The organism is Methylomonas sp. TEB, assembly GCF_047777895.1.
Lineage (GTDB): Bacteria > Pseudomonadota > Gammaproteobacteria > Methylococcales > Methylomonadaceae > Methylomonas.
The window spans coordinates 27,107-52,929 of record NZ_CP180476.1 but is presented as its reverse complement, the minus strand read 5'-3'; the positions used below and the strand labels follow the sequence as shown (position 1 = coordinate 52,929).

At 48.7% G+C, this 25,823-nt stretch carries 20 protein-coding genes and 1 pseudogene; 7 read left to right on the top strand and 14 right to left on the bottom strand.

The features are described from left to right. Nucleotides 1-5: 5 nt before the first annotated feature. The gene (locus ACMXD4_RS00220) at nt 6-1,346 is read left to right on the top strand and encodes a DegQ family serine endoprotease (RefSeq protein WP_101053671.1); all 1,341 of its coding nucleotides are present in this window, start codon (nt 6-8) and stop codon (nt 1,344-1,346) included. Between the two features lie 2 nt (nt 1,347-1,348). Here ACMXD4_RS00220 and rep read toward each other — a convergent pair whose 3' ends face one another. Further along, nucleotides 1,349-3,355, bottom strand: a complete 2,007-nt coding sequence (rep, locus tag ACMXD4_RS00215) for a DNA helicase Rep (RefSeq protein WP_415879513.1) — start codon at nt 3,353-3,355, stop codon at nt 1,349-1,351. A 582-nt stretch (nt 3,356-3,937) separates the two neighbouring features. Here rep and ACMXD4_RS00210 point away from each other — a divergent pair. Both ACMXD4_RS00210 and cueR read left to right on the top strand, forming a co-directional pair. Further along, on the top strand, nt 3,938-4,762 hold the full coding sequence (locus tag ACMXD4_RS00210) for a class I SAM-dependent methyltransferase (protein ID WP_415879512.1): 825 nt from the start codon (nt 3,938-3,940) through the stop codon (nt 4,760-4,762). Between the two features lie 188 nt (nt 4,763-4,950). Continuing rightward, entirely contained in the window at nt 4,951-5,352 is a 402-nt protein-coding gene (gene cueR / locus ACMXD4_RS00205) for a Cu(I)-responsive transcriptional regulator (protein WP_101053665.1), read from the top strand. A 296-nt stretch (nt 5,353-5,648) separates the two neighbouring features. Here the strand turns inward: cueR and ACMXD4_RS00200 are convergent, their stop codons facing one another. The 12 genes and pseudogenes from ACMXD4_RS00200 to ACMXD4_RS00145 form a co-directional block, all read right to left on the bottom strand. After that, entirely contained in the window at nt 5,649-6,269 is a 621-nt protein-coding gene (locus ACMXD4_RS00200) for a hypothetical protein (protein WP_101053663.1), read from the bottom strand. A 607-nt stretch (nt 6,270-6,876) separates the two neighbouring features. Next, nucleotides 6,877-8,370, bottom strand: coding sequence for an ATP-binding protein (locus tag ACMXD4_RS00195; RefSeq protein ID WP_101053661.1), 1,494 nt, complete (start codon nt 8,368-8,370; stop codon nt 6,877-6,879). Nucleotides 8,371-8,381: 11 nt separating this feature from the next. Further along, nucleotides 8,382-8,951 carry a hypothetical protein gene (locus tag ACMXD4_RS00190; RefSeq protein ID WP_415879511.1) on the bottom strand — a complete coding sequence of 190 codons (570 nt, stop codon included), beginning with the start codon at nt 8,949-8,951 and terminating at the stop codon, nt 8,382-8,384. Then, entirely contained in the window at nt 8,952-10,445 is a 1,494-nt protein-coding gene (locus tag ACMXD4_RS00185) for an AAA family ATPase (protein WP_415879510.1), read from the bottom strand. Beyond that, nucleotides 10,438-10,938: a hypothetical protein gene (locus ACMXD4_RS00180; RefSeq protein ID WP_415880860.1), complete on the bottom strand. Its 501-nt coding sequence runs from the start codon at nt 10,936-10,938 to the stop codon at nt 10,438-10,440. Before ACMXD4_RS00180 ends, ACMXD4_RS00185 begins: the two co-directional genes overlap by 8 nt. A 66-nt stretch (nt 10,939-11,004) precedes the next feature. Beyond that, nucleotides 11,005-11,433: pseudogene (locus ACMXD4_RS00175) on the bottom strand (phosphoadenosine phosphosulfate reductase family protein); the annotation flags it as partial. Nucleotides 11,434-11,557: 124 nt separating this feature from the next. Further along, entirely contained in the window at nt 11,558-12,655 is a 1,098-nt protein-coding gene (locus tag ACMXD4_RS00170) for an IS5 family transposase (RefSeq protein ID WP_415879509.1), read from the bottom strand. Nucleotides 12,656-12,710: 55 nt separating this feature from the next. Continuing rightward, nucleotides 12,711-13,091 (bottom strand): hypothetical protein, encoded by a 381-nt coding sequence (locus tag ACMXD4_RS00165; RefSeq protein ID WP_415879508.1) that lies wholly within the window; start codon nt 13,089-13,091, stop codon nt 12,711-12,713. Between the two features lie 905 nt (nt 13,092-13,996). Continuing rightward, complete coding sequence (locus tag ACMXD4_RS00160) at nt 13,997-15,235, bottom strand: Wadjet anti-phage system protein JetD domain-containing protein (RefSeq protein ID WP_415879507.1); 1,239 nt, start codon at nt 15,233-15,235, stop codon at nt 13,997-13,999. A 6-nt stretch (nt 15,236-15,241) separates the two neighbouring features. After that, complete coding sequence (locus tag ACMXD4_RS00155; protein WP_415879506.1) at nt 15,242-18,622, bottom strand: SbcC/MukB-like Walker B domain-containing protein; 3,381 nt, start codon at nt 18,620-18,622, stop codon at nt 15,242-15,244. Next, nucleotides 18,619-19,257 carry a DUF4194 domain-containing protein gene (locus ACMXD4_RS00150; RefSeq protein ID WP_415879505.1) on the bottom strand — a complete coding sequence of 213 codons (639 nt, stop codon included), beginning with the start codon at nt 19,255-19,257 and terminating at the stop codon, nt 18,619-18,621. Before ACMXD4_RS00150 ends, ACMXD4_RS00155 begins: the two co-directional genes overlap by 4 nt. 1 nt (nt 19,258) lies before the next feature. After that, nucleotides 19,259-20,674 carry a Wadjet anti-phage system protein JetA family protein gene (locus ACMXD4_RS00145; RefSeq protein WP_415879504.1) on the bottom strand — a complete coding sequence of 472 codons (1,416 nt, stop codon included), beginning with the start codon at nt 20,672-20,674 and terminating at the stop codon, nt 19,259-19,261. Between the two features lie 103 nt (nt 20,675-20,777). Here ACMXD4_RS00145 and ACMXD4_RS00140 point away from each other — a divergent pair, with 103 nt between their 5' ends. The 3 genes from ACMXD4_RS00140 to ACMXD4_RS00130 all read left to right on the top strand — a co-directional run bounded on the left by ACMXD4_RS00140 (nt 20,778) and on the right by ACMXD4_RS00130 (nt 23,542). Next, a complete protein-coding gene (locus ACMXD4_RS00140; RefSeq protein WP_415879503.1) occupies nt 20,778-21,578 on the top strand; it encodes a WYL domain-containing protein in 801 nt (266 codons plus the stop codon). Nucleotides 21,579-22,075: 497 nt separating this feature from the next. Then, nucleotides 22,076-23,347, top strand: a complete 1,272-nt coding sequence (locus tag ACMXD4_RS00135; RefSeq protein WP_415878904.1) for an IS256 family transposase — start codon at nt 22,076-22,078, stop codon at nt 23,345-23,347. 57 nt (nt 23,348-23,404) lie between these two features. Next, complete coding sequence (locus ACMXD4_RS00130; RefSeq protein ID WP_415879502.1) at nt 23,405-23,542, top strand: group II intron maturase-specific domain-containing protein; 138 nt, start codon at nt 23,405-23,407, stop codon at nt 23,540-23,542. 162 nt (nt 23,543-23,704) lie between these two features. On the opposite strand, the gene ACMXD4_RS00125 is transcribed toward ACMXD4_RS00130, so the two are convergent. Continuing rightward, nucleotides 23,705-24,664 (bottom strand): AraC family transcriptional regulator, encoded by a 960-nt coding sequence (locus ACMXD4_RS00125; protein WP_415879501.1) that lies wholly within the window; start codon nt 24,662-24,664, stop codon nt 23,705-23,707. Between the two features lie 357 nt (nt 24,665-25,021). Here ACMXD4_RS00125 and ACMXD4_RS00120 point away from each other — a divergent pair, with 357 nt between their 5' ends. Next, nucleotides 25,022-25,783 carry a helix-turn-helix transcriptional regulator gene (locus ACMXD4_RS00120; protein ID WP_415879500.1) on the top strand — a complete coding sequence of 254 codons (762 nt, stop codon included), beginning with the start codon at nt 25,022-25,024 and terminating at the stop codon, nt 25,781-25,783. Nucleotides 25,784-25,823 lie beyond the last annotated feature (40 nt).

Genomic DNA, 25,823 nt, shown 5'->3' with positions numbered 1-25,823 from the left:
CGAACATGAACAAACTATTCCTGATTATCTTGTTTGGCCTGAGCAGCTGGCGAGCCAGCGCAGAATTGCCCGGACAAGTCGACGGCGCACCTTTGCCGTCCCTGGCGCCGATGCTGGAGCAAAGTATGCCAGCCGTCGTTAACATTTCCACCTCGACCAATGTGCGGGTGCAGGAAAATCCGTTAATGAACGATCCGATGTTTCGGCGTTTTTTCAACATCCCCAAAAACCAGCGGCAACAGCAAAAAAACAGCTTGGGCTCCGGCGTGATTATCGATAAAGATCAAGGCTATGTGTTGACCAATAATCATGTGATAGACAAAGCGGACAAAATCACCGTCACGCTTAGCGACGGCCGGCAGCTTAACGCCAAGCTGCTGGGTACCGACCCTGAAGCCGACGTGGCGGTGATTCAAATTCCCGCCGACAACCTCAGTGCCTTGAAAATTGCTGACTCCAATCAACTGAAAGTCGGTGACTTCGTAGTCGCCATCGGCAACCCGTTCGGCTTGGGCCAAACCGTCACCTCAGGCATCGTCAGCGCGCTGGGCCGCTCCGGCTTGGGGATTGAAGGTTACGAAGATTTTATTCAGACCGATGCCTCGATCAATCCCGGCAATTCGGGCGGTGCCTTAGTGAATTTACGCGGCGAATTTGTCGGCATGAATACGGCAATCCTCGCGCCTACCGGCGGCAATGTCGGCATCGGTTTTGCGATTCCGTCGAATATGGCGGTTCGCTTGATGGAATCCTTGGTGCAACACGGCGAAGTGCGCCGCGGTTTGCTGGGTGTGACCACGCAAGATTTAACGCCGGAACTGGTTAAAGCCTTTGCCTTGAAAAGCCAGCACGGCGCGGTCGTTAGCCGCGTGGAGGCCGGATCGCCCGCCGAAAAGGCCGGATTGGAGCCTGGCGATATTATTATGGCCATTAACGGCCAGGACGTAAAAGGCGGTAGCGCGCAAATTCGCAATGCGGTGGGCTTGCTGCAAATCGGCGACACTGCCAACCTGGAGATCATGCGCGGCGAGGAACGCAAGTCGCTGCAAGCCACCATAGGCAAGCCGAAACGGCCGGAGCTGGACGGCAGTAAACTGCATCCGACTTTAAGCGGCGCGGTGCTGGGCGTGACCCCCAAGGATCAAGTGGAAGGGGTGATGATAGAAAAAGTCGAACAAAACTCCAAAGCCTGGAAAACCGGCTTGCGGCCCGGTGACATCATCGTCACCGCCAACCGCTACCGGGTCAGAAATCTGGATGAGATCAAGCAGGTGGTCAATCCCAATGCACCGCTGTTAGTCAATCTGCAACGCGGCGGCGAAGGCTTTTTCGTGGTATTGCAATAAACTCAATTCAGCATCGTTTTCAGCGCGGCCAGGCTGGCCTTGCCGCGCTGTTTAATTTCTTCCGGCGGCAACTGTTTTTTGTTGGCCCATTCCAAATCCTCTTCCGGCAATTCGTTTAAAAATCGGCTGGGTTCGCATTCGGTCATATCGCCAAAGCGTTTGCGGTGGGTACAGTAACTAAACGTCAACGTCTGCTGGGCGCGGGTGATGCCCACATACGCCAGTCGCCGCTCCTCTTCGATATTATCGGTTTCGATGCTGTTTTGATGCGGCAACAGGTTTTCTTCCATGCCGATCAAAAACACATGCGGAAATTCCAAGCCCTTGGCGGCATGCAATGTCATCAAACTCACCTGATCGCCGGCTTCGTCTTCTTGATTGCGGTCCAGAATATCCAACAGCATCACCTTGGCAATCACATCGGCCAGCGACTGTTCACTGCCTTGCTCCTTGGTGGCGATACGCTGCAGCAATTCGATTAACTCATACACATTTTTCAGTTTACGCTCGGCGGAGGCCGGGGTTTTGCTGTTTTCCTGTAACCAAGCCGAATAGTTGATCTCGTCTATCATCCGGTTGATCACGACAAAGGTATCCTCGCGCTCGATCTTAATCGCCGTTTCTTTCAACCAATCGCAAAACTTGCTCAAGCGTTGTACCGACTTTTCCGGCAACCGTTGTTGCAGGCCCAACTCATTGCAGGCCGCGAACAGACTGATATGCCGCTCGTTGGCATAGGCGCCGAGCTTTTCCAGTGTGGTCGGCCCAATCTCCCGGCGCGGGGTGTTGATCACTCGCAAAAACGCCGCGTCGTCGTCGCGATTAACCAGCAAACGTAGGTAGGCCAACACATCCTTGATTTCCGCATACGAAAAAAACGAGGCGCTGCCGCTGATGAAATAGGGCACGTTGTTCTCGCGTAATTCCTTCTCGAACAAGCGTGACTGGTGATTGCCGCGATACAGAATGGCGTAATCGCCATAACTGCCACCGGTCTTGAAACGGTGATGGACAATCTCGGCGGTGACTTGCTTGGCTTCGGCAACATCATTCTTGTGACTCAGCACCCGTAGCGGGTCGCCATAACCCAACTCGCTCCAGAGCTTTTTCTCGAAGGCGTGCGGATTGTTAGCGATAAGCTGGTTGGCTACTTTCAAAATCCGCCCGGCGGAACGGTAATTTTGTTCCAGCTTGATAACTTGCAAGCGGCTGTAATCTTTTTGCAACTGGCTGAGATTTTCCGGTTGCGCGCCGCGCCAGGCATAGATGGATTGGTCGTCGTCACCCACCACGGTAAAGCGGCCCAGATTGCCCGCCAATAGCTTGACCAATTGATACTGGGTGATGTTGGTGTCCTGGTATTCGTCCACCAATAAATAGCGAATCTTGTTCTGCCATTTCTCCAATACTTCGGGATGTTGCTGGAACAGCAGCACTGGCAGCAAAATCAAATCGTCGAAGTCGGTGGCGTTATAGGCCTTTAAACTGCGGGTAAACGCCTCGTAAAGCAGCGCCGCCGGCAAGCTGTTGGCATCGGCTTGGCTCAAAGCCTGGATGGGCGTCACAAAGGCGTTTTTCCACTGGCCGATTTGCCAGTTGTACTGCTCCACATGATCAATGTCGCAGCCGCCCACGCCGTGACTGACCAGATTGCGCAGCAAGGTCAGCCGGTCCTGTTCGTCGAACAAGGTGATCGCCGCCTTATAGCCCAGGGCTTTGTGTTCCTTGCGCAGAATATCCAAGCCCAGGGAATGAAAAGTCGATACCCGCAAGCCGCGACTGGCTTTGTCATCGATCAGCCTGCCGACCCGGCTCTTCATTTCCCGCGCCGCCTTGTTGGTAAAAGTCACCGCCGCGATATGTCGTGCTGGCGTGCCCTGTTGAACCAGATAAGCGATCTTCTCAGTAATCACCCGCGTCTTGCCGCTACCGGCACCGGCCAGTACCAACAAGGGATGATCGATGGTTTTAACGGCAGCGAGTTGTTGGGGGTTGAGTTTGGGGGACACGAAAACAAAGAGGTTATTGACAGGCCGGCCATTATCGCAGGGCTAGCTGAAATTGTGTGAACTTGGGCGAATGAGCGTGGGCTTGATGGGAGCTCGCGGAGCATATTAGTCTTTTTGGAAATCGGAGACATAGCAACGAGAGTCGCGCAGCCTCAATGCAGCGTCAGCGAAATCGAGGACGTCGGCTTACCGACTACCAATTCTAAAGCGCATGATGAGAAAAGACGGTGCCTAACATGGCAGTCAAACGGACGGGCAAAAAGCTTCGCTTTGCTCTACGTGGCGCAACAAACAAATGAACATGACACACATCAATCTTGTTGCCATACTTTTTACTTGGCGCCGTTACGGCCTTATTCCCTGGGGCAACGCTGATTAAATCCCCCGCCAGGCTTTGAATCTGGTGTTCAGTAGTTGATCTGGCGACGATCCGAGCAGATTATTCATCTAGCGATCATAGTTAAGCCTTAATTTTGCTTGACCTTCCCATTATGTAAACCTTTAGATTGATGCCTCCGGATGGTCTCCGAGGTAAGGTGACTATCCATGACTAAAATTTGAATATTTTTTCAGGAGGTTGAAATGGAATCACATGGGGTAGCCAATCAGAAAACCGCACATGTTTATAACACAGCCGCCGATTTATTCGATCACCCGGCCAACACGTTTTGGAACCGTTTCGGTCATAGCACCATTGAGCGAATAGGTTTGAGGCAAGGTGACCAAGTATTGGATGTTTGTTCCGGAACCGGCGCTTCAGCCTTACCGGCCGCGCGGATGGTCGGCTCGGATGGCCGGGTGGTTGCGGTCGATTTGGCAGAAAAACTATTGACTCGGGCAGCCGATAAAGCCCAAGCCGATGGTCTTGAGAATCTGGAATTTCGGGTCCATGATATGCTTGCTCTAGGTTATCCCGATGGTTATTTCGACGCCGTCGTTTGCGTGTTTGGGATCTTTTTCGTACCTGATATGGCCGCCGCCGTCAAAGAATTATGGCGCCAGGTCCGGCCAGGCGGGCGATTGGCTATTACGACCTGGGGACCGGATTTATTCGAGCCAGCCAACACCTCGCTTTGGCAAGCCATCCGCCAACAACGCCCCGAACTCTATAAAGACTTTAATCCTTGGGATCGTATTTCCACACCGAAAGGACTGTTGGACATGCTGGCCGAAGCCGGTTTAACCGAAGTGCACATTTCTGCCGAAACCGCGACTCATGCTCTGTCTGAGCCTGAGGATTGGTGGACCCTGGCGATGGGTAGCGGTTATCGGGGAACCTTGGATCAGCTCAATAGCGAACAGCTACAGAAGGTGAAGCAGGCCAATCTCGACCAATTAGTGAGCCAATCGGTTACTGAGATTTCAGCCAATGTGATTTATGCCGTCGCCGATAAACCTGTCGTTTAGAGCCTTGCGTTTTTTTCATGAGCGATTTTTTCAAAAAATACCAGGGACTAAAAAAGCAAAAAAATCGCTTGTCCTTCCCATCGCGGTAACCCGCCGGCTTATTGCAATCCGTCAGGCATTAACCGAACCCGCTAGCGGGCAGCGAACTGGCCGCCCGCAACACTGAGCCCCCTATTGGAGAGTGAGCGATGAATAGCAGCCAAGCTCTGAAAATGACCGGCGTATCCGCCAAAATGATTCGTCACTACGAAGGTATCGGACTGATCAGAAAATGCGTGCGCACCGCATCGGGCTACCGGACCTACAACGACACCGATTTGCAAGTGTTGCGGATGATCAAACGAGCTAGGGGGCTGGGGTTTTCGCTGGAGCAAATCCGCGATCTGGTTTCGCTGTGGCAAGACCCGGTAAGAGCCAGTGCCGATGTCAAAGCGCTGGCCCAATCCCATGTCGAAGATTTGAATCGACGCATTGCCGAATTAACCGAAATGCGCGACATTCTGGCCCGGTTGGCTCAGACCTGTAGCGGGGACAATAAACCGGATTGCCCGATTATCGATACATTGGTACTCGGCCAGCAGCTGGTTTAAGACTACATAATCCAGCGATTATTCTCCCTTGGTTGTCTCCCCGTTTTGCTGGTTCCGGATCTGCAAATACGCGGAAATGACTGATGTTTAAGGATAATCAGTCTCAAGTTATTAACCCGGCCCTCAAATATCGTCGCTCCCGCTTAGGCGGGAATGACGGAGCCAGAGAATTTAACAGTCTGGTTAATAAGGACAAAGATAGACGTTGTCGAATATGAGGTGTCTAAACCGGGGAAACCAGCGAAGGCTGAATCACGCATCCCCTAAAATCGAACACACTTAGAATTGAAGTACGCTTACGGTGCACAACTCACCACCAATTCGTCACTGTATTGGCCGACTTCCAAATCTTTCACCACATAAACCGCCGTATAACGGCGCAGCTCAGGCTTGCCGGCCACCAATAGCGGGCGGTTATCGACATAACGGGTTTGAGTGTCACGGGCTAGAAACACAAATTCGCTTTCGTTCTCACGCTGGGAATAGATATTGATGCCGTCGCTTTTGAATTTTTGAAAACTCAACACCACATTACCCCCGGTCTGATCGGCAGCTTTCAGCACCGGTTTGGCATCGGTTAAATCCATATTGATTTCCGCACCGACGATACCCAACAGACTACCCAATGCCTCCGTATAACCGGGGTGAGCCTTGATGCGCCGCGCCAATGCCCTCACCTTATTCTCGAATTGGCCGCGATAAGCCTGCTTATCGGCGGTCGCATGATGCGCGGCCGCAGCGGCAATATTGGCGGCCGACACTTTGCCATGCAGTTCTTGGTTCTCGGTATTGCAGGCGGCAATGTCCTCGTCGGATAAACCCAGCTGGGTTTTCAACGCGGCGAGGTTGAGGATAAACCGGTCATGCCATATCAATAACTCGCCATCGGGACGGGGGAAATAATCTGATTTAGCCATCAGTGTGCTCCTTATAGATAAACGATAAGCAAGCCAGGCAACGGCCAACAGGCCGAATCGCCGGCGGAAGTATTGGAATAAATCGAAGGGAATAACTAGCGTTAAAACTATGTCGCCCAAGAGTATAGATAAGCTATCAACTTACACAAGTGCGGCTAAATGTCGCGCGTTTGGATTTTAAAATTACCCGAAGGCGTAGCTATAGGTTTTAAGGTAACTTCCAAAGCACCCGTGCGGGTTGCCGACCACTGCGAAGACATTCCCAACAATCCCGGCGGCATATAAAAATCCCCGGAAGGCATATCCCAATGTCCGGAATGCACCTACGCAAACCTGGAAGGCGCATCCACCGGACTCGAAGGTGCAGCCATGAAACGCGAAGGCACCACCGGACCTCTCGGGGATGCCGCCGGGAGATTTTTATATGCCAACGGGTTGGGTTTATATGCGGTCGGGGCTGAAGGGAGTGCGTTCGAAGCACTTTTTGAATCGTTACCACACGCCGTGTAGTAACGCCGGGCTTTTCCGCGTCGCGGACCATGCACCGTGACGCAGTTGAACTGTAATCCATATCTTGAGCGCAATTTCTATGTCGCCTAGTTATTAATTACACCTCTATATCGCCATCGTCACGCCAAATTTGGCGTGCCAATCCTGTGTAAAGCTTACCAGACAACCGAAGAACAGCTTCACCTTTCTGCAAAGGTTTATTTAGAGACTGCCCGAGTACTTTCTTCTGTTCATTGTCCGACAGCGTTTGAGGCGAAAAATGTATTCCACATTCTGCCAACTCAGCAAAATCTGTTGCGTTAGCTCCTTTTGTCAAAAAGGCATCCGCATCTTGAGACGCTAGCCAAACAGGAAAGCCCCATGAACGGCCCTGCCGAGCCAAAGAACCCAAAAGACCAGATTTCCCCTCCTTTGGTAGTAACAAATGCGCTTCGTCAACAAACAATACCATTTGCAAAGGCTGAACGCCTTCTTTAACCGCTAGGGCACGATTTAACTGCCGCATGATGCAGTTTAAAATGAAAGCGACAGCCAATACTTTAGTATCGTTGTCGTTACCGAGAGGCTTGAAGTCTATAACTTGTGACGAACTTAACCAGCGCTCAATCGGCTGCGCCCTGTTTGCGTTTGAAAACAGGTTGAATTTGGAAATTTTCTCCAATATTGAGAGCGCAACCCCTTCTTCTCCCCGTTGCTCCAATTCTGCCGCAAGACCTTGAAAATCCGGACGTTCCAGACTTTCAAATGCATCTCGAATGGCTCTCTCCTGATTTGCGCCAAGTTGTGGTGCGAATGCGCCCACCAGAGAAGCAACCTCAGAGGCAATCTGGGCATTCTCCGCCTCGGACTTCCCTCTAAACAAAGGATTGATGGGCAAACCCTCTGAAATGAGACGAATATAATGTGCCCCCGTAATTTGAAGAAAATTATTTCGGGTTTGCGTTTGTTGCGGGTTTGAAGGGTCCTCTTCCAACTCACCTTTCAAGTCGAAAAACAAAAATCTGACACCTTGGCGCGATATTTGGGCCAACAGGTCCAAAGCAAGTTGGCTTTTGCCTGAGCCGGGTTTACCTGAAATTACGGTAAGGCAGTTCCCGCCCGCCGCATTGATTGTCCAAGATTCAACGTCATCAAGTAACTTGATTCGGACCGGATGGTCCACAATCGCCAAAGGCGTTATTGCGGAGCCTTCTTTGGATTGAATAAGTTCAGGACCGGTTTTTGCCGTTTTGATCAACGCTGATGTGAACATGATTTGGTCGCCATTGTATTCGTCCCACAATTGCATGAGACGATGGCAACCGTACTCGAAATAAAGGCGAAACGCTTGCTTGTAGGCAGTTTCATCTAGGGTCGAACCATTGCGATAATTTAGAGCTGCTCTCACTACTGGAGCCAAGTCGTCGCCAACGATAGTTTCTTCAGCTAACTCAATACCCTGGGAATCGGCCACCTTAAATCCATTTGGTAAGCCTTCTCCCAAAGCCAGGAACATTCCAGCTCTGCCCAAGACTGCTTTATTTGGAGCATGGACGCGGCTCCAAACCAATTCCAAGAAATCACCTACAGCGGCACTTGTTTTTATTCTCATGGCAATAATCTCTAAAGCACTCGTTTGAAGTAGTCATTGCTGACTCTAACTTGGTACGAGTTCGATTCTGGATCACCTTGGGGATTTAAGGTGTAGACCCTGGATAAGTGGGGTGCGATTCGGTCAAAAAGATCGCTTTTGGGATCGATTTCTGCGTTAGTAGTCAGAATGATGCTTTGATGACCCGAAAGATATAGTCGTTCCAATACGTTTTCACGGACTTCTTTATCCAGACGCCCCAATGGCGTATCAACTACAAGCGGTGTTACGAAGCGGCCCAAACGACGCAACGCTTCGGTGAATGCCAAAATTCGAACTTGGCGCTGACCAGCCGAGGTATTGGCGCTTTCCCAGGATACGCGACTGCCATCAGACTTTTTCAGGAAGCAATTCCAGTGTTGATCAAACTCCATGCCGACGTATTCTAAGCCTCGGTCGGTTATATCGAGCCACAATCCTCCAACGATGTCAGCAATCTTCTCTCGAAGTGATATGGCTGCGCTGGACTTAATTTGGCTTACAGCGTCCCGATAGCGATGCGCCAAGCTATTGAGATCCCGTCCTTTCTGTACTTTTTGCACTTACTCCGACAGATTGGTTTCCTCCTTACGAAGCTCGTGGAGTTTATTATTGATTAGGATGCGTTCGGCCTGAATATTGGAAATCTTTTCGTCGATCTGTTCTTTATGTTTTAGAAGGGAGCCTCTGCGCTCACGTAACTCATTGCCGAGAGCGATAGCAGTGCTGTCCGAGTTCAGTACTTTTAACGTTTGATCAAGCTCTCTGAGTTCAGATGTCTTGCGCTCTAATTCAGCACACAAGTTAGCAAGACCTTGTATCGCTGTAGCCTGAGTTCGTAGTTTTGATCTGATCTGAATGCTAAGCTCGTTACGTTCAGGAACAACAAAGATTGTCTCTGACATACCCTCAGGCGGGGGATTGAACAAACTTTGAAGTGCAACATCTATTTGGGCTTCATAGAAACTTCGAAGTAAATCATCCAGCACAAAGTTAGGCGGGACGTTTTCAAACACAGCTTGCTTTACTTGAGGGATTTTTGGCTCTACGCTAGCTTTTCGATTTTCGAAATCTCTTCGGCGTTCCTCCTTCAGTAAATATTCATGAAGCTCTGCGCGGAATCCACCTAACAGAGAAATGGGTAATGTCGATTCCCAGGCCGTGCCAAGATTGGCTTCCAGCTTGTCCTTGGTTGATTTTATTTCCTCGCGCTGTTTGGTCGCTTTAGTCAGTTGTTCAGGATCTACGGCCCCGATAGATTTGAGCTGATCTTCTACATCATCAAGTTCCGATATGTTGTCCCGAAGTTCTTGTTTTTGGTCTGACTCATCAATCGAAAGCGTTTTGAGATTGGACTCATGGCGAAGTATTTCAGCCGTGATGTCGTTTAAGCGACGTTCCGCCTCGGAGCCACTACCGTATATTTTGGGAATTTTATTGGCAGTCAGTTGGCGTAAGTCTTCCTCTAGTTCCGAATAGGAGTAAAGGCCAAGCACTCGGCTGATGCCTTCAGTTATTTCCCGCTCATTTAGCTGGATGCTTTGGCTACGCTCCGCGTCGAAAAAGAAAAAGCGTGTCAAATGGCGTGGCAAAAAAGCGTCGCGCAACTTTTGAACCTTGTCTTCGTCCTCTATCCATTGAGAATCTCCAGATAGATTGGCTTTAGAACTAAAAACCGGAGGTGAATTGGGTCGCCACCTCACCTGACGAACCAATGTCAATGTTCGACCAATACTGCCGGTTTCATCGCGCTGGCTTAATTGTAACGTCATTGAGCAACTGTCTTCGCCCTCGGATTTTGCTCGACGATTCAATGATTCAGCCAAATCAAATCGAGTCGCATCTGAACCCGATTCAACTTTTTTAAGATCAATAGCGCCACTTTCTCCGACAGTGGCTAGATATAGTGCTCGAAGCAGATGGGTTTTACCCGCACCATTCTTGCCACCGATAAGCGTGGCTCGACGGTATCCCTCAGTTCCAAGCTCGAAGGTATGCTCTCCGTAATATGGCCCGAAATTCTTGATAGACAGCGAATCAATATACACCTCAGGCATTCGTTTGTTCCTTTTCCAGTTGGCGCTCTCTCAAATCATCTTGCAATATCTGCAACAGTTCGTCTGGCAAGCCTACAGCACGGTGGCTTTCACCATATTCTTCGACCTTCGAAACAAGCCGTCGCAATGTTTCTATCGATATTTCCTTTTCCGTTGCTACGCGCTCCTCGATTTCTCGCAACTCAGCTTCATCCTTTCTGTCTGGCATGGCGTCACCCTTTTGCTGGAAGATAATATTGACGACCCCCGTACCGTCATCTGGATTGCGAGCGCTATTCCAAAAGGTTTGAATCCAATGCAGCTCTTCTTCACTGATGACAGGGAGACCCGATTCGTCTTGCAAAGCTAACAGTTTAGTTAAAAGCTCTTTCCGAGCCTCAATTTTCAGCGGTCCCGGTCCTTCTTGACCGTTTTTCCGCACCATATCGCGGTAACCGTTCTCTGGATCACGAAAATGCAATAGTGTTTCGCGAAACCGGAGCAGTGATTCCATACGCTGATCTCCAGTGGCTAGCAAACCCTCGCTGGCTTTATCTTTCTCTACTACCGTGCAAGTCCAGCAGCCAAATCTACTATTGCCACATGAGGGTGTAGATTGGTCAACCACCAGCGGGCACTCGCCGCCAGATGCATCCCTATAAAGCTGAAAAAGAGTTTGATTGTCGCCATCCCATGGACAAGGACGTTCCATCAAGTAATCCCAAACCTCGAAAGTAGAGATATGTTCAATCGGGGTCGAAATCCAACAACGAGGTAAGTCGTCATGGCGTCGCAAACCGAATTCGCTCTTAGCCCGAGAATCCAATGTTTGTGCACGTGAGCCGCTCTCGCTTCGACGGGCTCCCAACACAATAATGGCTTCCCCCCAATGCCCGAGCTTACCGCGAATGAATTCGCTGACGGGATCAATCTTTAACCGCTGAGTACACCAACGAAAGGTTCGATTAGCAGGCTGGTGAAAAACCCGCCGATATTTCCCCTTACCCACGATGTTCGTGATTTTTTCGAGTTGAAATCGGTCATGACATCGAGTTTCAAGCGTTTTGCCCCGGTTTCAAGGGCTTTTTATTCGCCTGAAGCCGTCTGTGGACGGTTTTCAGGCGAACTTCACCCTAGGCGGGTGCACTCCACGCCGGTTTCGGCGTGAACACCAATAGGTTGAGCATGCGCGTCAGGTTGTAGGCGGCAAAGCAAAACAAGGCCTGACCCGCGACTTTGGCTAAGCCGATGTGACGGGTTTTGCGCAGGCCGCCGACCGTTTTGACCCAGCCAAAGGCTTCTTCGACGATTTTGCGGCGCTTGAGACTTTGGGCGTAACCTTTGCCGCGCGCGGTGCGGCCGTCGACGGCACTGCCAATCTTTTTGCGGGCCACATGGGCTTTGATATCACGGGACTCGAGTCCGTTGACGAACGCCGGTTGGTCATAGCCTTTGTCGGCACCGACGCTGCCACCTTGGGGCACGCGGCGTTTGATCATTTTTTGCGCGGCTTCGATTTCGGCGGTGCCGGTGGCTTGTGTGGTTTCGACATCGACAATCAGGCCGTTGCGATTCTCGGACAAGGCATGGGTGATGTAACGCAGTTTGGCCTCGGTGTATTCGCCTTTCTTGTAAAGCCGGGCTTCGGGATCGGTTGTACTTTGATGGGTGGCGTTGCTGCGCTTTTCGCCACTGAAGTCGATCTCGGGATTGCGGCCGGCGGGTTTATCGGGACCACTACCATCTTTTTTGACGAAGCTTTTGTGCGAGGCCCAGGCTTCAATGAGGCTACCGTCGACGCTGAAGTGTTCGTCGGACACCAGATTTTGCCATTCGGCTATGGCCAGTACCCGCTCAAAAAATTCGCGACTCAGGGCTTCAGACAACAGACGTTCGCGGTTGGCACTGAACACTGTGCGTTCCCACACGGCGTCGTCGATGCCCAGACCGACAAACCAGCGAAACAACAGGTTGTAGTCCAGTTGTTCCATAAACTGACGCTCGCTACGGACCGTATACAGGACTTGTAACAGCAAGGCGCGCAGCAGTTTTTCAGGGGCAATCGAGGGACGGCCTGTGTGCGAGTAACGCTCGGCAAAGACGGCATCCATAGAGGCCAATACGCCATCAACCAGTAGCCGTAAACGACGCAACGGATGCTGTTTGGGAATACGGTCTTCCAGGCTAACATAGCTGAACCAGCTGTTTTGAATGGCATCGTGTCCGCGCATTGAAAGGCTCCAAATTTAGGTAGCCTATTTTAACAGTTGGCCCCTCATCTATGCCTTAGCTTACTTGGCTTTTCGAGTTTTTCACCAGCCTGTTAGGCGGCGGATACCCACGGCCAATAATATTTACCCAAAATGACTGTTGCGCCGTTGGTTTTAATAGATGTGAAGAAATGTTTAATCCATGTGTATCTGAGCAGGCTTGCATAAGGTCCAATTCGCTTTGAACCCTCGCTACAACAGCGGGAATTTCCACACGAGTGTCGGTACAAACAATACAAATCTCTTTATTACGTTGTTCAAGCGGTAGAGCCATCACTACCTCAAAGACCAGGGAAGCAATCATGGAGCTATCTTTGCCACCACTATAGCCCACAATCCATGGCCTAGAGTCCATAGAGTAAAGTCTATGGAGGTTTTCCAGTATTTTTTGAATCATTGCTTTTTGAATATAAGTTGTCGGATGCCAAATTAAGTGAAAAATGGTTCATTGAATTTAAAGCAGTTTTTCATTTTTTGTGTCATACCCTATACTCGCTTTTGACACAAAAAATGAAAAATTCCGGATTTTGTGCCACTAATATTGAAAAATTTCGAACCCAACATTCTGATTTAGCGAGTTCGGCCAATTCTTGCAAGTCTATGCATAAACTGCAATGACTGGTTTGTATCTGAAACTATTCATTTATAACGCCGCATCAGCAAATTGTCCTCTGCGATGTTTTGTTTTCCGTCACTAAACATTCAAATCGGGCACGGAGAGAACATGAACTCGGCTAATGAAGGCAACTACGGCCCTGTAATTCAACTAAACCTCAGCCTTTCCTCGACCTATAGAGTTCAGCCGTAACCTCAGTGGAAGGAGAAGGTTTTGATGAGGTCTCTCGGCTATAAGATGAACGATATTGACTGTGAGATGAATGATCATTGTCTCGTTTCAGGGCTTGCATCCACCCTCGCTCAAATTGATTGTATTCCGGGGAGCCGCTCGGATAAGGATTGGTATATTCGCCACGAGATTCGTGGTACATCTTCATCCCTTCTCTATATTGGTCTTCGTTGTTCATTGTTACCGTTCTCCCCAGTTTTCTAAAAAAGGCATTGAATGATTGTTTCACGAACAAACCCATTGGCATTTTACTTAATAGTGGTCAAATGCCTTTTTCCGCTTTCATTATGTTTTTGAGCCTCATCCCTGTTAACCTGCACCGAGTTTTCCAGGAATGGGCGCCATGGAAAATGCCGCAAGTCATTGATAGACAATAACTCGTTCTACCGCCTGTAAAAAATAGGGCACCCATTTCGTTCAAAAAGTGGAAATTTTTTCCGAGCCGATTAACATACTTACCAATGAGCTGAATACTGCGTCGCCGGCCATACAATAGGCAATGCCTCTTGTTCGATCGCCACTGTCCCTAATCCGTCTTTCTCAGTTCCCCAACTCCATCGTTCACAGATATTTTGAATCTGTGTTAGCTCAGCCAATAATAAATCACGTGCTATGGCTGTATCAGCCGGCAGCTGAGATGCGGTCATGCAATGGAGTCTCAAATCGAAACCCACGTCTGAACAGCACATTGCTAAATGATTAGCAATTCTAAATCCGCCACCATCTATATCTCCCCAGTGATATACAGGAGTAGAACGCGGTAGCTCTTGAAGCAGCAATTTATACACTCTTTTCCAAGATGGGCTGGGCATTCCGCCTGTATAAAAAACAATCGCTCCTTGAGGCCGTTGGGCTACCAACTCGTGAAATGTTGTTAGGTTTTCAACTGTCAGTAAATATGAAAAAGATACTTCCCCTTTAATAGCCTTTATTTCCTTCGGTGCCAAACCGATATAGGGTCTTAATACCTTGGTTTCTTGTTGGCCATATAGAACCGCTAAATCTCCAGCCAGCAATAAAGTCGGTGGAAACTTAACTAAACCGAGTTCGCTAAAAACCTCTTCAGCTTCTCGAATAGAGGCTGATAAGTCATTTTGTATAAGCGAGTCAATGTAAGGAACCAGTGTTTCTAAACGTTTACTGTTACTAAAAATAGAGGCGCTTAAGCGACGAATAGGAATATCATCACCAACTTTGTTTCTACAATAATCTATAACCCGAATTGCGCTGATCCATACTTCAAAATCTCCAGGTTTGGAATTACGTACTTGCGAACCATGCCGCCAGCTCTCGAGTACTTGCTCCAATAATGGATACCGATCAAGATTCCGGGAAAACTCTCGAGAAGCTTGCTCAATCAATACCCAACGAGGCACTACCCCTAGGTAACTCGCCAGCAGGTTTTCATCAAGCAAAAGTACCCGTTCAACTTGAGAGTTCTCATCCGCTCGCTTGTCCCACTCAATTTTAATACCTCCCTGCTTTTCAGCGGCTCTCAGTACGGCATTACACTCCAATTTATCCTTGTGTCGCTGCAACCGCCAATACTCCGGCACTGACTTATCTGATAATCTTAATGATATGGCGCGAGAACCATCTTTAGCCAAAGCGTTTTCGGCTCTCCTAAGCAACTTTCCAAGAATAGAGTTAGCAGCTTCTTCACCTGATTGGACAACAGGCTCTCCCACCATCATCTCCGTTTACAGTGCATCAGCAATTAGCTGTGCTTCCTGGACATCAAGCAACTCTTGATGCAGCAAAGGAATATCGCTACTCAATAGCCGGCGAGCAGGTTCTTTGACCCGCACTTGCTCCACGAAGACATCCGCACCATACCGAACCAAATCATAATAATTGTCCAAAAGGGGCGCGAGCTTACCCACATCGGAGTCAGGCCCAGCCATCAATAGTTGTAAGCCAAGGTTTTTCAAGAATTCAGCTGTCACAAAAGTATTCTGAGCATCCATTCCGTAAAAGGCTTCATCTAAAATCATCAATCCAGCGCCTGAACGCTCTACACCAGGGCGAATACGGTAAGCAGTCGCTAAGGCTGCTCCAGCGATAACATAGAAGGGCACACGATGCTCGCCATTTGAAGCAACCCCCATCCGCTTACTTAAGAGATCAACCACTTTTCCATCCTGCCGAATTTCCAGGTCAAAATTGAAAAGCAGACGATAGTCCTCCAATGGATTGTTGCCTTTATCTTGACCGCTCTCGCTAGCCTCCAATAAAGCCATGATGTTGACCTGAGTTTCTGGTTGGCTGAACAGGTCTATTTCACTGTCACCAGAGCTATTCACTATCAGTTCGTGAAGGGATCTATGTGCAGGAGAAATATTCGCCACGAATTGATATTTCTCACCATTTGTAAACGCTGGGCAGATTTCTAGAATTTTATTGAGATCTCGTATCTCCTGGCGAACGCGATGAATGGCCTCCCGCATTTTGAATTTAACATCCGACTTGAAAGAGTCCTCGGCGGCCTGTCTCGCGGCCTGAGCCTCTGTCTCATAATTGGCAAGAGTCGAGTCTTTCAATTTTCCGATATGCGAAACGACCCACTTGTGAGCCAGTTGCCAATCATTACGCTCATCGAATAATTCGATGGAATGATCATTGATAAAATCGATAAAGTCGTCTCGTGCTTCTTGCTCGATTGAACTAATATTTTTTAGCCAGGTTTGTCGCTTCGAATATAGATCTTCCAGCGCATCACCAATGTCTTCGCTAACCATTGCCGATATTCGGTCATACTCGGCACTAGCAAGCTCATGATCCCAGTCTATATCTGTCACCGCTTCGGCAAGCTGTTGCTGAAGTTTTTGGTATTCTTCACGTCTGCTTTCCAGTTGTGGTTTTAAATTATCAAAATGTGTTGATAGCTTGGTAAATTCAGCATTGCGATCCTCGTAGTCTTTTTTACTTTTGTCGGCGTCACTTTTCGCTGTTTTTAATTTAAACTGCAAAACGGCCACGCGATCTGGAACAGGAATTGTGTCTGGATCGGGAGTGGCGTCAAGTTCAGTTACCGCTATTTGATGTGAAGTAAAAGCAGCCTCATAGGCTGTTTTGGTGACTTGCTGAATTGTCGATTGGAGATTATTTGACGCGCTCGCCAGCTTTCCAACACGTTGTTCAGCTTCTCTTGCCATCTGAAGCACCTTGCGGTTCTCTTCCAAAATGGCAGACCGATCTTCATTAGTTAACTTGACACCTAAAACCCAACGGTCTTCAGGTAAAGGGCGAATACGCTTAGTGCCTCCATTGGCACTCAACATGTAATCCATTGTTAGCGCCCTATCTTCACGACGAAGCTCTGCGGCTGTCTCTACACGCTTCATACGACCAAGAATTCGACGCAAATACGCCAAAGCTACTTTGTTTTCGCCTTGCAGCAACGCGGCTACAGTATCAGAAGCAACGGTTCGGTCTATCTCATTTTTTAGGTGTTCTGGTTGAATAATAGTGACATCGTTAATCTTCTCTCTGCGGATCAGCTCAACAGCTTCATCCTCGCTTCCTTCTTGAACCAATAGCGCTAACCGATGGGGTCCAAGAAAAGTTTCTATTGGTCCTTGCCATCGAATGTCGATTACCTGCACCAATTCGGCAACAGGCACACAGGTAATGCCTGCGCTAGAAAACAACGCAACCGCCCGAGCAACATTTCCATCGGTGATGCGGTTTCCCTGACTAAGAGCCTTCAGCTTTCCTTCACTGGAAAGAGAGGCCTTTTTTGCTGAACCAGCTACTTTGCAAGCGCTTTCAAGATTTTCTTGCAATAACGGGTTCACTCCTCGCAATAAATCAAGAACCTGCTCCGTTTGTGATACGTTCGCGATGTGATCAGACTTGGCCCAGCCATCCCAAATATCTAAATTTTGCTTTACTTCCTTAATCCAATTAGATGTTTCTCCATCACAGCTATCGCTAATCTCCTGTAATACCATCCTTACCTGGAGGGAAATTCGATTAACTTCTTTTCGAGTTTGTAAAACGGTGCTCGAGCGGGCTTGACGTAAACTAAGCAACTGCGCAGGTTGTTGCGCATCTGGATCGGCACTAAATTCCTGGAGCAAGGCCTCGTAGGCGTTCTGCAAAGTTGTTCGCAATTCTTCCAAATAGGGCAAATCTCTCCGGGCGTTCTCAACAGATTGGGAAAGTTCAGTAAGCTCTTTCTCCAAATTTGCAGCCGCCTCGCCGGCACTTTCACTTGCAAATTGAAGCTTTACGGCTTCAGCGACTGCCGCTTTTCGGCGTAAATCCGCAACTTTGGCATAACTTTTTTCTATGGCCTCGAGTTGAACAATCTGATCTTTAATTTGCTCAATTTGTTGACTCAATGCACGCAGGGTTTTGATATGTTGAAGCGTTCCGCGTTTATCAATAGGTGTAGCTTCAATAAGGTAACCTCGTAAGAAGTCACCAACGCTACTTACCGCTTTAAGATTGATACTATGACCAAATGCTCGCAGAAACCTTCGTGCATCAACACTCTGCTGAATATTGTGGAGTAACTCCCTGACATAGGATTCAGGCTGACTGGTAATCGTTGGCTCTCGTCCTGCTGAGCGGGAAAGCTTACGACCATGGTGACAAAAGAGCTCCCAGTCGATGGGCGCCTTGCTGTTGTCACCCGCATCTTCAAGGTGGTGCTCGAGTTTCAGGGCAACACCCGGAAACACATAAAGTCCTAGGGTACGACTATCGGTCACTGTTGCATGAATACAAATCCCAGCGCTCAGCACGTCCCGTTCATCTTTCCCCTGAAACACAAGAGAGATATAAGATAACGCCTCGTCGCGCTTACGAGTAATCACACCATTTTCACCATCGCCGGAACGCATAGTGCCTAGCGCGTATGATCGAATGCTTCGAGCATCCTTATGTACAGACTGGGCGTTGAAGTGCATGTGCTGACCATGACCACCCACCATTGCAATCTGTACTGCATCGATTAAGCTCGTTTTTCCCGCACCGTTTGGACCGATAATCGCAGTACCACCCGCTGAAATTTGGAAAGTTTCATAGTCCCATAATGAGAACTGCACAATATGCGCGCTAACGAGAGTTTTCATGACTCCACTTCCTCTTGTCGATTAACACCATCTTCGACATCTAATAGATTGGCACTGATATGGCCACCAAACCGGCTAACTGCATGTTCACTCAGTACATCCGTCACACCCGGAAGAATTAAGATCACAAAGGGCTGAGGGTCACCCTCGGGGGCAGGACAGGACTTAGCTAAACCATGGCGATTTGCCATTCTAAGCATCGACTTTAACGATTCTGTCTTCGTATCGAGACTACGCTGGCAAAGCAACTTAAAACTCTCTTCAAATTCAGGAATACTAACCATTGCTTCGCCGTCAGCTGTCAAATCACCAGCGCTGGCTCGCATGTGGTAAACATGGCGGAGCGTCAACAGAAATAAGGTTTCTTGCAGATCCATCGCCGCTAAAGTGCCGACATCCTGAGTAACGTAGCAATATTCAAAACGATCGTTAAATCCCAGACGCAACCCCATCAGATCCAACGCTTCTGCGAAGTCGCGTCTATAACTGGATACCAATCGATAGGCAACCGCCTGTCCCTGATGTCGGAGATATAAACACTGTTGGACAACCAATTGATATAACGCTCGCTTAAAATCCTGAATTTCATATAACCCATTGGAGCCTTCGGCAATCGCCGACCAGTCACGTGGCATGTCAACTTCTCCTAATAACTATGAAATCAGCCATTTCAAACAGGGGTGTTTCAGCTCGTATGCCTTCTTTCATCTGAACATCGAATTTCAGGCCGCGAAAAAGGGGATTTTCACGAATGGCTCTTGGATTTGCGCGTAATATTGAAGCCATACGCATTAGAACCAGAACAGCTACCGCATCCTCAACACTTTCAATTGGTAGGCTCGACGCATCTAATTGCGATCCAACGGGGATACGAGACTCGACGTAACGATGTATAGCGGCTGGCGTTGTATCACGATGTCTGATCATCGCTTTTCTGAGAATAAGTTCGGCACGTTCTCGCGGCGTCATTTCACGTTTTTTCATGGAACGACGAACTGGTTTGGCAGGAGGAAGATTTGGCATACGTAGCCGATAGTCAGCAATCACGGCGGATGGAGACAGTAGCCTGGATTCGATAGGTATACCGACTTCCGCAGCACGGCAAACTGATGAAACCGCATTTTTTAGGACATACTCCATTCGCTCCGATGCCTTGAGTCGATAACCCAGATAAGCTAAGGCACGCTGAGTTGCCGCATCGATCACGCGATCCATACGTTCAAGGAATTTTTCCACATCCAGCAAGCGATGAAATCGAGCAATATCCCGAGCCAATGCATCCTCCGCGGTTGTTTGTCGATCACCCGGTAGTTCACGATAGCCATCAAGTAATAATGAGCGCGATGGTTCACTTTGCGCTGCTTGATCAACCAACTCTATGATTTCAAACCGTAACATCAAAGGATGATTCTCTGTACGCATCTGGCGAAAATCACGTACATAAATTTCCTCGATATGTTCCGCAAAAAAACGTTTGACGAAAATCGGTGTAGCTTCTTCCTGAGTCAAATCACGAATCAAATCACGGACTCGTAGCGTTGTGGCATTTAAAGCATTGATCAAGCGGGAGCATAATAAAGCCGCACTCTGAAAACCGGCTGCCTGACCTTTTGGATCAGTAACCACGTGTTTCAACTGATTGTGGATCAATTGGATATTGCCCCCTACCAATTGAGGGCCTTCCATGGTGAAACTCTCTAGCAGCTCAAAAAAGCGGGCCACTACAGGTCGCATACTTACGAAAACTCTCGCTCCCACTCTATCTTCAATGAACCAACCGGTCTCAACAAAACGAGATAAAAGCTGGTTAGCTTGCACATTGACAGGTGTGGAGGATTCTTCTTCACCTTCAACCTCCCATCCACGATCAAGTAGAAATCTTTCAATTTCCTTGGTTATTCGCTCATGGAGGTAACCCTCTGGATAATCCGGCACACAATCCGGACCAAAAAATCGTTCAGATAGTTGAGTAAGTAAATCCCAAGCACGCCGGTTGTTCTGCCCAGTTAGAGGGTTAAACAATGATGAGGGCAGTCGGTCGAATAGGTTCATGCTAAATTTATACAACAGGATAATTTATATTTCAAGCTAATTTAGCTTTAAAGCTAAATTAGTGCTAGACTTCAATCCTGAACTATTTTATGAAACCTAGCCCGTGTCTCACTTAACTGATCTCGAAACAATACTTACCTGGGAAGGATCGATTGATAACGAGCGAATTCGCCAGCTGCTGGACGTTAAAACAGTATGGGCTAGTCGCTTGATGGGAGAATTAACAACCAGAATGGGAGATCGTGCCCGCAGAGCATCGGCCCACGCTCCACTGGAATTCATAGGACGATCAAACAACAGATATTCCCCTGATGAATATTTGCGAGTAATTTCCCACCATGATGACAAAGTATTAATTGAGCAAATAGAAGACGCCCGTGTGGATTTGTCACCGATTCACTTACCGATTTTTTCTGCATCTTTCTCGGCAGCAAAAACCGGCAGGGGTATAAAAATTGTCTATCGGTCTATGACCTCACCATCTGGGCGAGAAAGTATAGTGTTTCCCCATAGTATCGTCCGTGCCCCAAGGCGTTGGCACATGCGAGCGTGGTGCGAAGAGAGAAAATCTTTCCGCGATTTCACTCTTGGGCGCATAACGTCAATCGAACCAGTTGATACACCTGCACCCTATACAAAAATTGATGATGTAGAGTGGAATCAAATATTAGAACTCGTAATCGTAGCTCATCCTGATTTGTCAGTAGAACAGCAGGAAATGATTGCGGCAGAGTATTTTCCGGGGACTACAGCCAAACGGCTACGTGTAAGGCAATGCCTAGCTAGCTATGTCATTCAAGATCTTCGTTTAGCAATCGATCCCATCAGCCAACTTCCACCTGAATATCAACTATTGGTGAGTAATGCTGATAAATTGCCAAATCTATTCGTGTCAAATTTTTAAGTTATTTTTTTATCCGTTTAATTTTTGCCACCTCAAAACCTACTCAGACCAGCAACCTATTCTCCCTGCATACCAAAACGGACTTTTTTAACTCAACCGGCCACCTAGGATGACGGCGAAATTTTCTATCCCTAGGTTCAGCGAATAACAGCTTTCCGGCAGCAAATCGACTTTATGACTGCGGGCTAAAAGCAGCCTATGGAGGAATTACACAGAACGGCTGGTTGTTTTGTCATTGCTGTCGGTGAGAACGTCAAAGTCAGCTTAGGAAAGCCGCAACGCCGCCTGACGTAGTCTGTAGCGACAAGGCGTTTACCGCTTAAACATCGTATCAAACAACTCACGGGGCGATCTTGGGGCGTCAGCCTGACTTATCGCTACCGTGAATTGCGCCGGAGTTATAACTAAATCTGGTGTACGGCCCGACTTGATGAAAGGTGGCGCCCTCTGCTGAAATGAGATTGACGAGATCGAATAACAGCAAAATGAGAGACGCCATGAACAAAGATAATGCAAAAGACTGGAATAATGCCAGTGGGATTAACGATCCTTTGACGGATTTGTTGAAGACGGGTGCTAGAGCCTTGATCCAACAAGCCGTTGAGGCGGAGCTACAGGCTTTTCTGGGCGAATACGCCAAGGTTACCGATTTACGGGGCCGGCAAACCGTGGTGCGTAATGGCTATTTGCCTGAGCGGGAGATCGTGACGGGCGTGGGTAACGTGACGGTCAAAATCCCCAAGGTTCGAGACCGTTCCGGCGGCAGGATCAAGTTCAACTCGTCGCTGGTGCCGCCGTATGTTCGCAAGACAAAACGGGTGGAAGCGGCCTTACCCTGGCTGTATTTGCGCGGCATTTCCACCGGCGACATGCAGTCGGCCTTATCGGTGTTGCTGGGTGACGATGCCAAAGGCTTGTCACCTGCCGTGGTTAGCCGCCTGAAAGCCCAATGGGCCGAGGATTATCTGGCCTGGAATCGGCGAGATTTATCGAAGGAGCGCACTGTGTATGTCTGGGCCGACGGCATCTATTCGACCCTGCGTGGCGAGGATGATCGGCTGTGCCTATTGGTCATCATCGGAGTCAACGAACAGGGTGAAAAGCGCTTGCTGGCCTTATCGGACGGTTATCGGGAATCGAAAGCCTCGTGGCTGAGTGTTTTGCAGGATTTACAAACGCGAGGTCTACAGGACGTGCCGAAACTGGCTACCGGCGACGGCGCTTTGGGTTTCTGGGCAGCCATCAACGAAGCTTGGCCCACCACACAACACCAGCGCTGCTGGGTGCATAAGACGGCGAATGTGCTGGCGACGCTACCCGATTCAATCCAAGGCAAGGCCAAGGCGGGGCTGAAAGAAATCTGGATGGCGGAAACCAAAGCCCTGGCCAATCAAGCCTTCGACACGTTCTTGCGTGACTTTGAAGCCAAGTACCCCAAGGCGGTGGGCGTGTTGGAAAAAGACCGTGAATCGCTATTGGCCTTTTACGACTTTCCCGCCGAGCACTGGATACACATTCGGACGACAAATCCGATCGAATCCAGCTTTGCGACGATTCGCCATCGGACCACCCGCACCAAGAACTGCGTGTCCCGCAATACCTTGTTGGGGTTAGTGTTCCAATTGACGTTAACCGCCGAGAAGAGTTGGCGCAAAATACGCGGATTTAAACGATTGCCGGATGTGATTAAGGGCATCCGTTTTCAGGACGGCATGGCTGTCATCATGGAACCGGAGAAAACAGAAGAAACACAGCAGATGGCCGCCTGATTCAAATCAGCCATACACCAGATTTGACTATTTCTCATTGCGCCGCTATATTGTGGGTTGGATGAACTACTTTGCGTTAACTCGGAATATTACCGGCCATTCCCAGAGCTGGATGAATGGCTACGGCGGCGCATGCGCTGTTGCTACTGGAAACAGTGGCGATGGCCGCTCACCAAGATTAACCATCTGGTCTGATTGGGTGTCAGCTTAAAGGAAGCGATCAAAGACCAGTAGGTACGTTTTCATTACCCTGTTTCAACCGCTTGAGTAGCGGACCCGCATGCTAGGTGGTGTGGGGAGTGCGAGAGAGAACTCGCCCTTACCCGATTAGCTTTCTAGCTGCCGCTAATGCTGGTTCTATATGACATTTTTCAGCTTAATGTAAGCCTCCATCTCCACGTAACCATCCTTCCTCACGTCATTAAGATAGTGTTCCATTAGTGGAAAACCATCCGGCTCGAATCCGCTATTTGGGAACCAATTAGAATATAGCGACATGTGGAAATTAGTGGTTCCTTCTGGGGCACCTTTGTAGTGTGCAACAACATATTTCCCCGACGGAATGACTACCTTAAAAAACGGTTCTACAATCCGGGCTTCGGGACTCACGACAACAACCGCCTCGTAACGGCATTTTTCAATAGGTGTAATCGTCGGATTGTCATGACAAAAAGCAAAGCGTTCCTGTTTCTCATCTTCAATGCCATTGTTACGTGCCCATCCGATTAACTTATCCCACGTCTTGAATAATGATGCCGATTCATAGCCCGCCGGTGATGCCAGCCCGCAGGCTACTTGTTCTTTGACGTCCACTATTTTCACATTCATATGTATCTCCTCAAATTGGCCTAAGTTATTTGTCACCCAATTGGCAACAATTTCAGGATATATATCTTTGATATTAAATACTTTTCCATGCTTGCTAAATAGTTTTCCAATCTTGCTGTTTTCTGTACTTATAGGCTTTCTTATCTGGCTTGGGCTAACACCAAAATACAACTTGAATGACTTCGCAAAGTTAGCGCTAGATGAAAAACCAGTGGCAATGGCAATTTCAGTAATGCTCAGCTCTTTCTTAAAAATGAGCAGATTGGCAGCACGCTCAAGACGTTTACGGCCTACATAGGCATTAACCGTTTCTCCTACTAAGGCAAGAAATATTCGATGAAAGTGATAAATTGAAAAACTACTGGCCTCTGCAATTTCCTTCAAATCAATCGGGCGATCCAGATTCTCATGAATAAAACGCAAGGCAAGGTTGACGCGCTCAGCATACCGATTGCCGGTAGCCTTTCTCATTAGGGATAGATTGTTCATCGTGTGTTCTGAAAGCTAACAAGTTATTGAGCCGTTAACGGTATATTTACCACGAAACCTGTGGCGCAACACTACATTTTTAAACTGTAAGGTATCAAACGGCTTTGAAAATTTTCCAGAAAGATCGTCGAAAAGTTTCAAGTTGATGTATTGGGCTATTAGTTTTTCTATCGCTTTTATCCGTTGTTTAAAATGAGGCATTGTGATCATTTCAAACTATTTGCGACACCCATGCTATGGAACTTGACATGAATATATAAAATTCTTCATGTATGGTTAGAGGAAATTCCGATAAAAGCGGCTGTTTGCACAAATTTCGGATCATTGCCAATCCGTATTGCATCGGAGTAGTATGAAATGAAGACGACAGGAACCGGGCGTATCGTGCTTTGGCGCGGAGGGAGCCTGTGGATTGGTAGAGCTGGAGAGCCCACGGATTTTCATGCCCATCATGCAGTCCAGATTACGTTGTCGCTCTCAGAAGGTGGGGTTCGATTTCGGCGCCCTGGTGGAAACTGGGATACCTATAATGCGGCAATCATCGCTGCGCACCAACCGCATGCGTTCGAGGCGCGCGGTGAGTTTGTTGCGATGATCTTTGTTGAGCCGGAGTCAAGCGAGGGACGGGCGCTACACCAGATTTGTCTCGGTGAGGGGATTTCGTCGCTTGCCTATGAAGCGCTTGAGCTTGAACTTGCGGCCCTCGCCGCGTCCTACAACGGGGCCGTACACGATTCAGAACTTGTCACCTGCGCCCGTTTCGTGATTACTAAGCTTACCGCAATGAGCACAGTTCAGGTGGTACCCCTGGATAAGCGGATTGAACAAGCCTTGGAACTACTGCGTGAGCGTATCGGTGAAACGGTTCCGCTCGCCGAGATTGCCGATGCCACCTGCCTTTCTCCAGATCGCTTTCGCCATCTCTTCATTGAACAAACAGGCATGCGGTTTAGGCCCTACGTGCTGTGGCTGCGCATCGAAGTCGCGCTCACTGCATTAGCGTCTGGCAGAAACCTGACCGATGCCTCGCACGCCGGCGGATTTGCAGACTCCGCGCATTTTTCGCGGACGTTCAAGCGCATGTTCGGGATTGCGCCTTCTAGCTTCCAACACGAATAGCCGTTTCGTTCAAGCCGTAGCTGATGTGAGCCCGTAGACT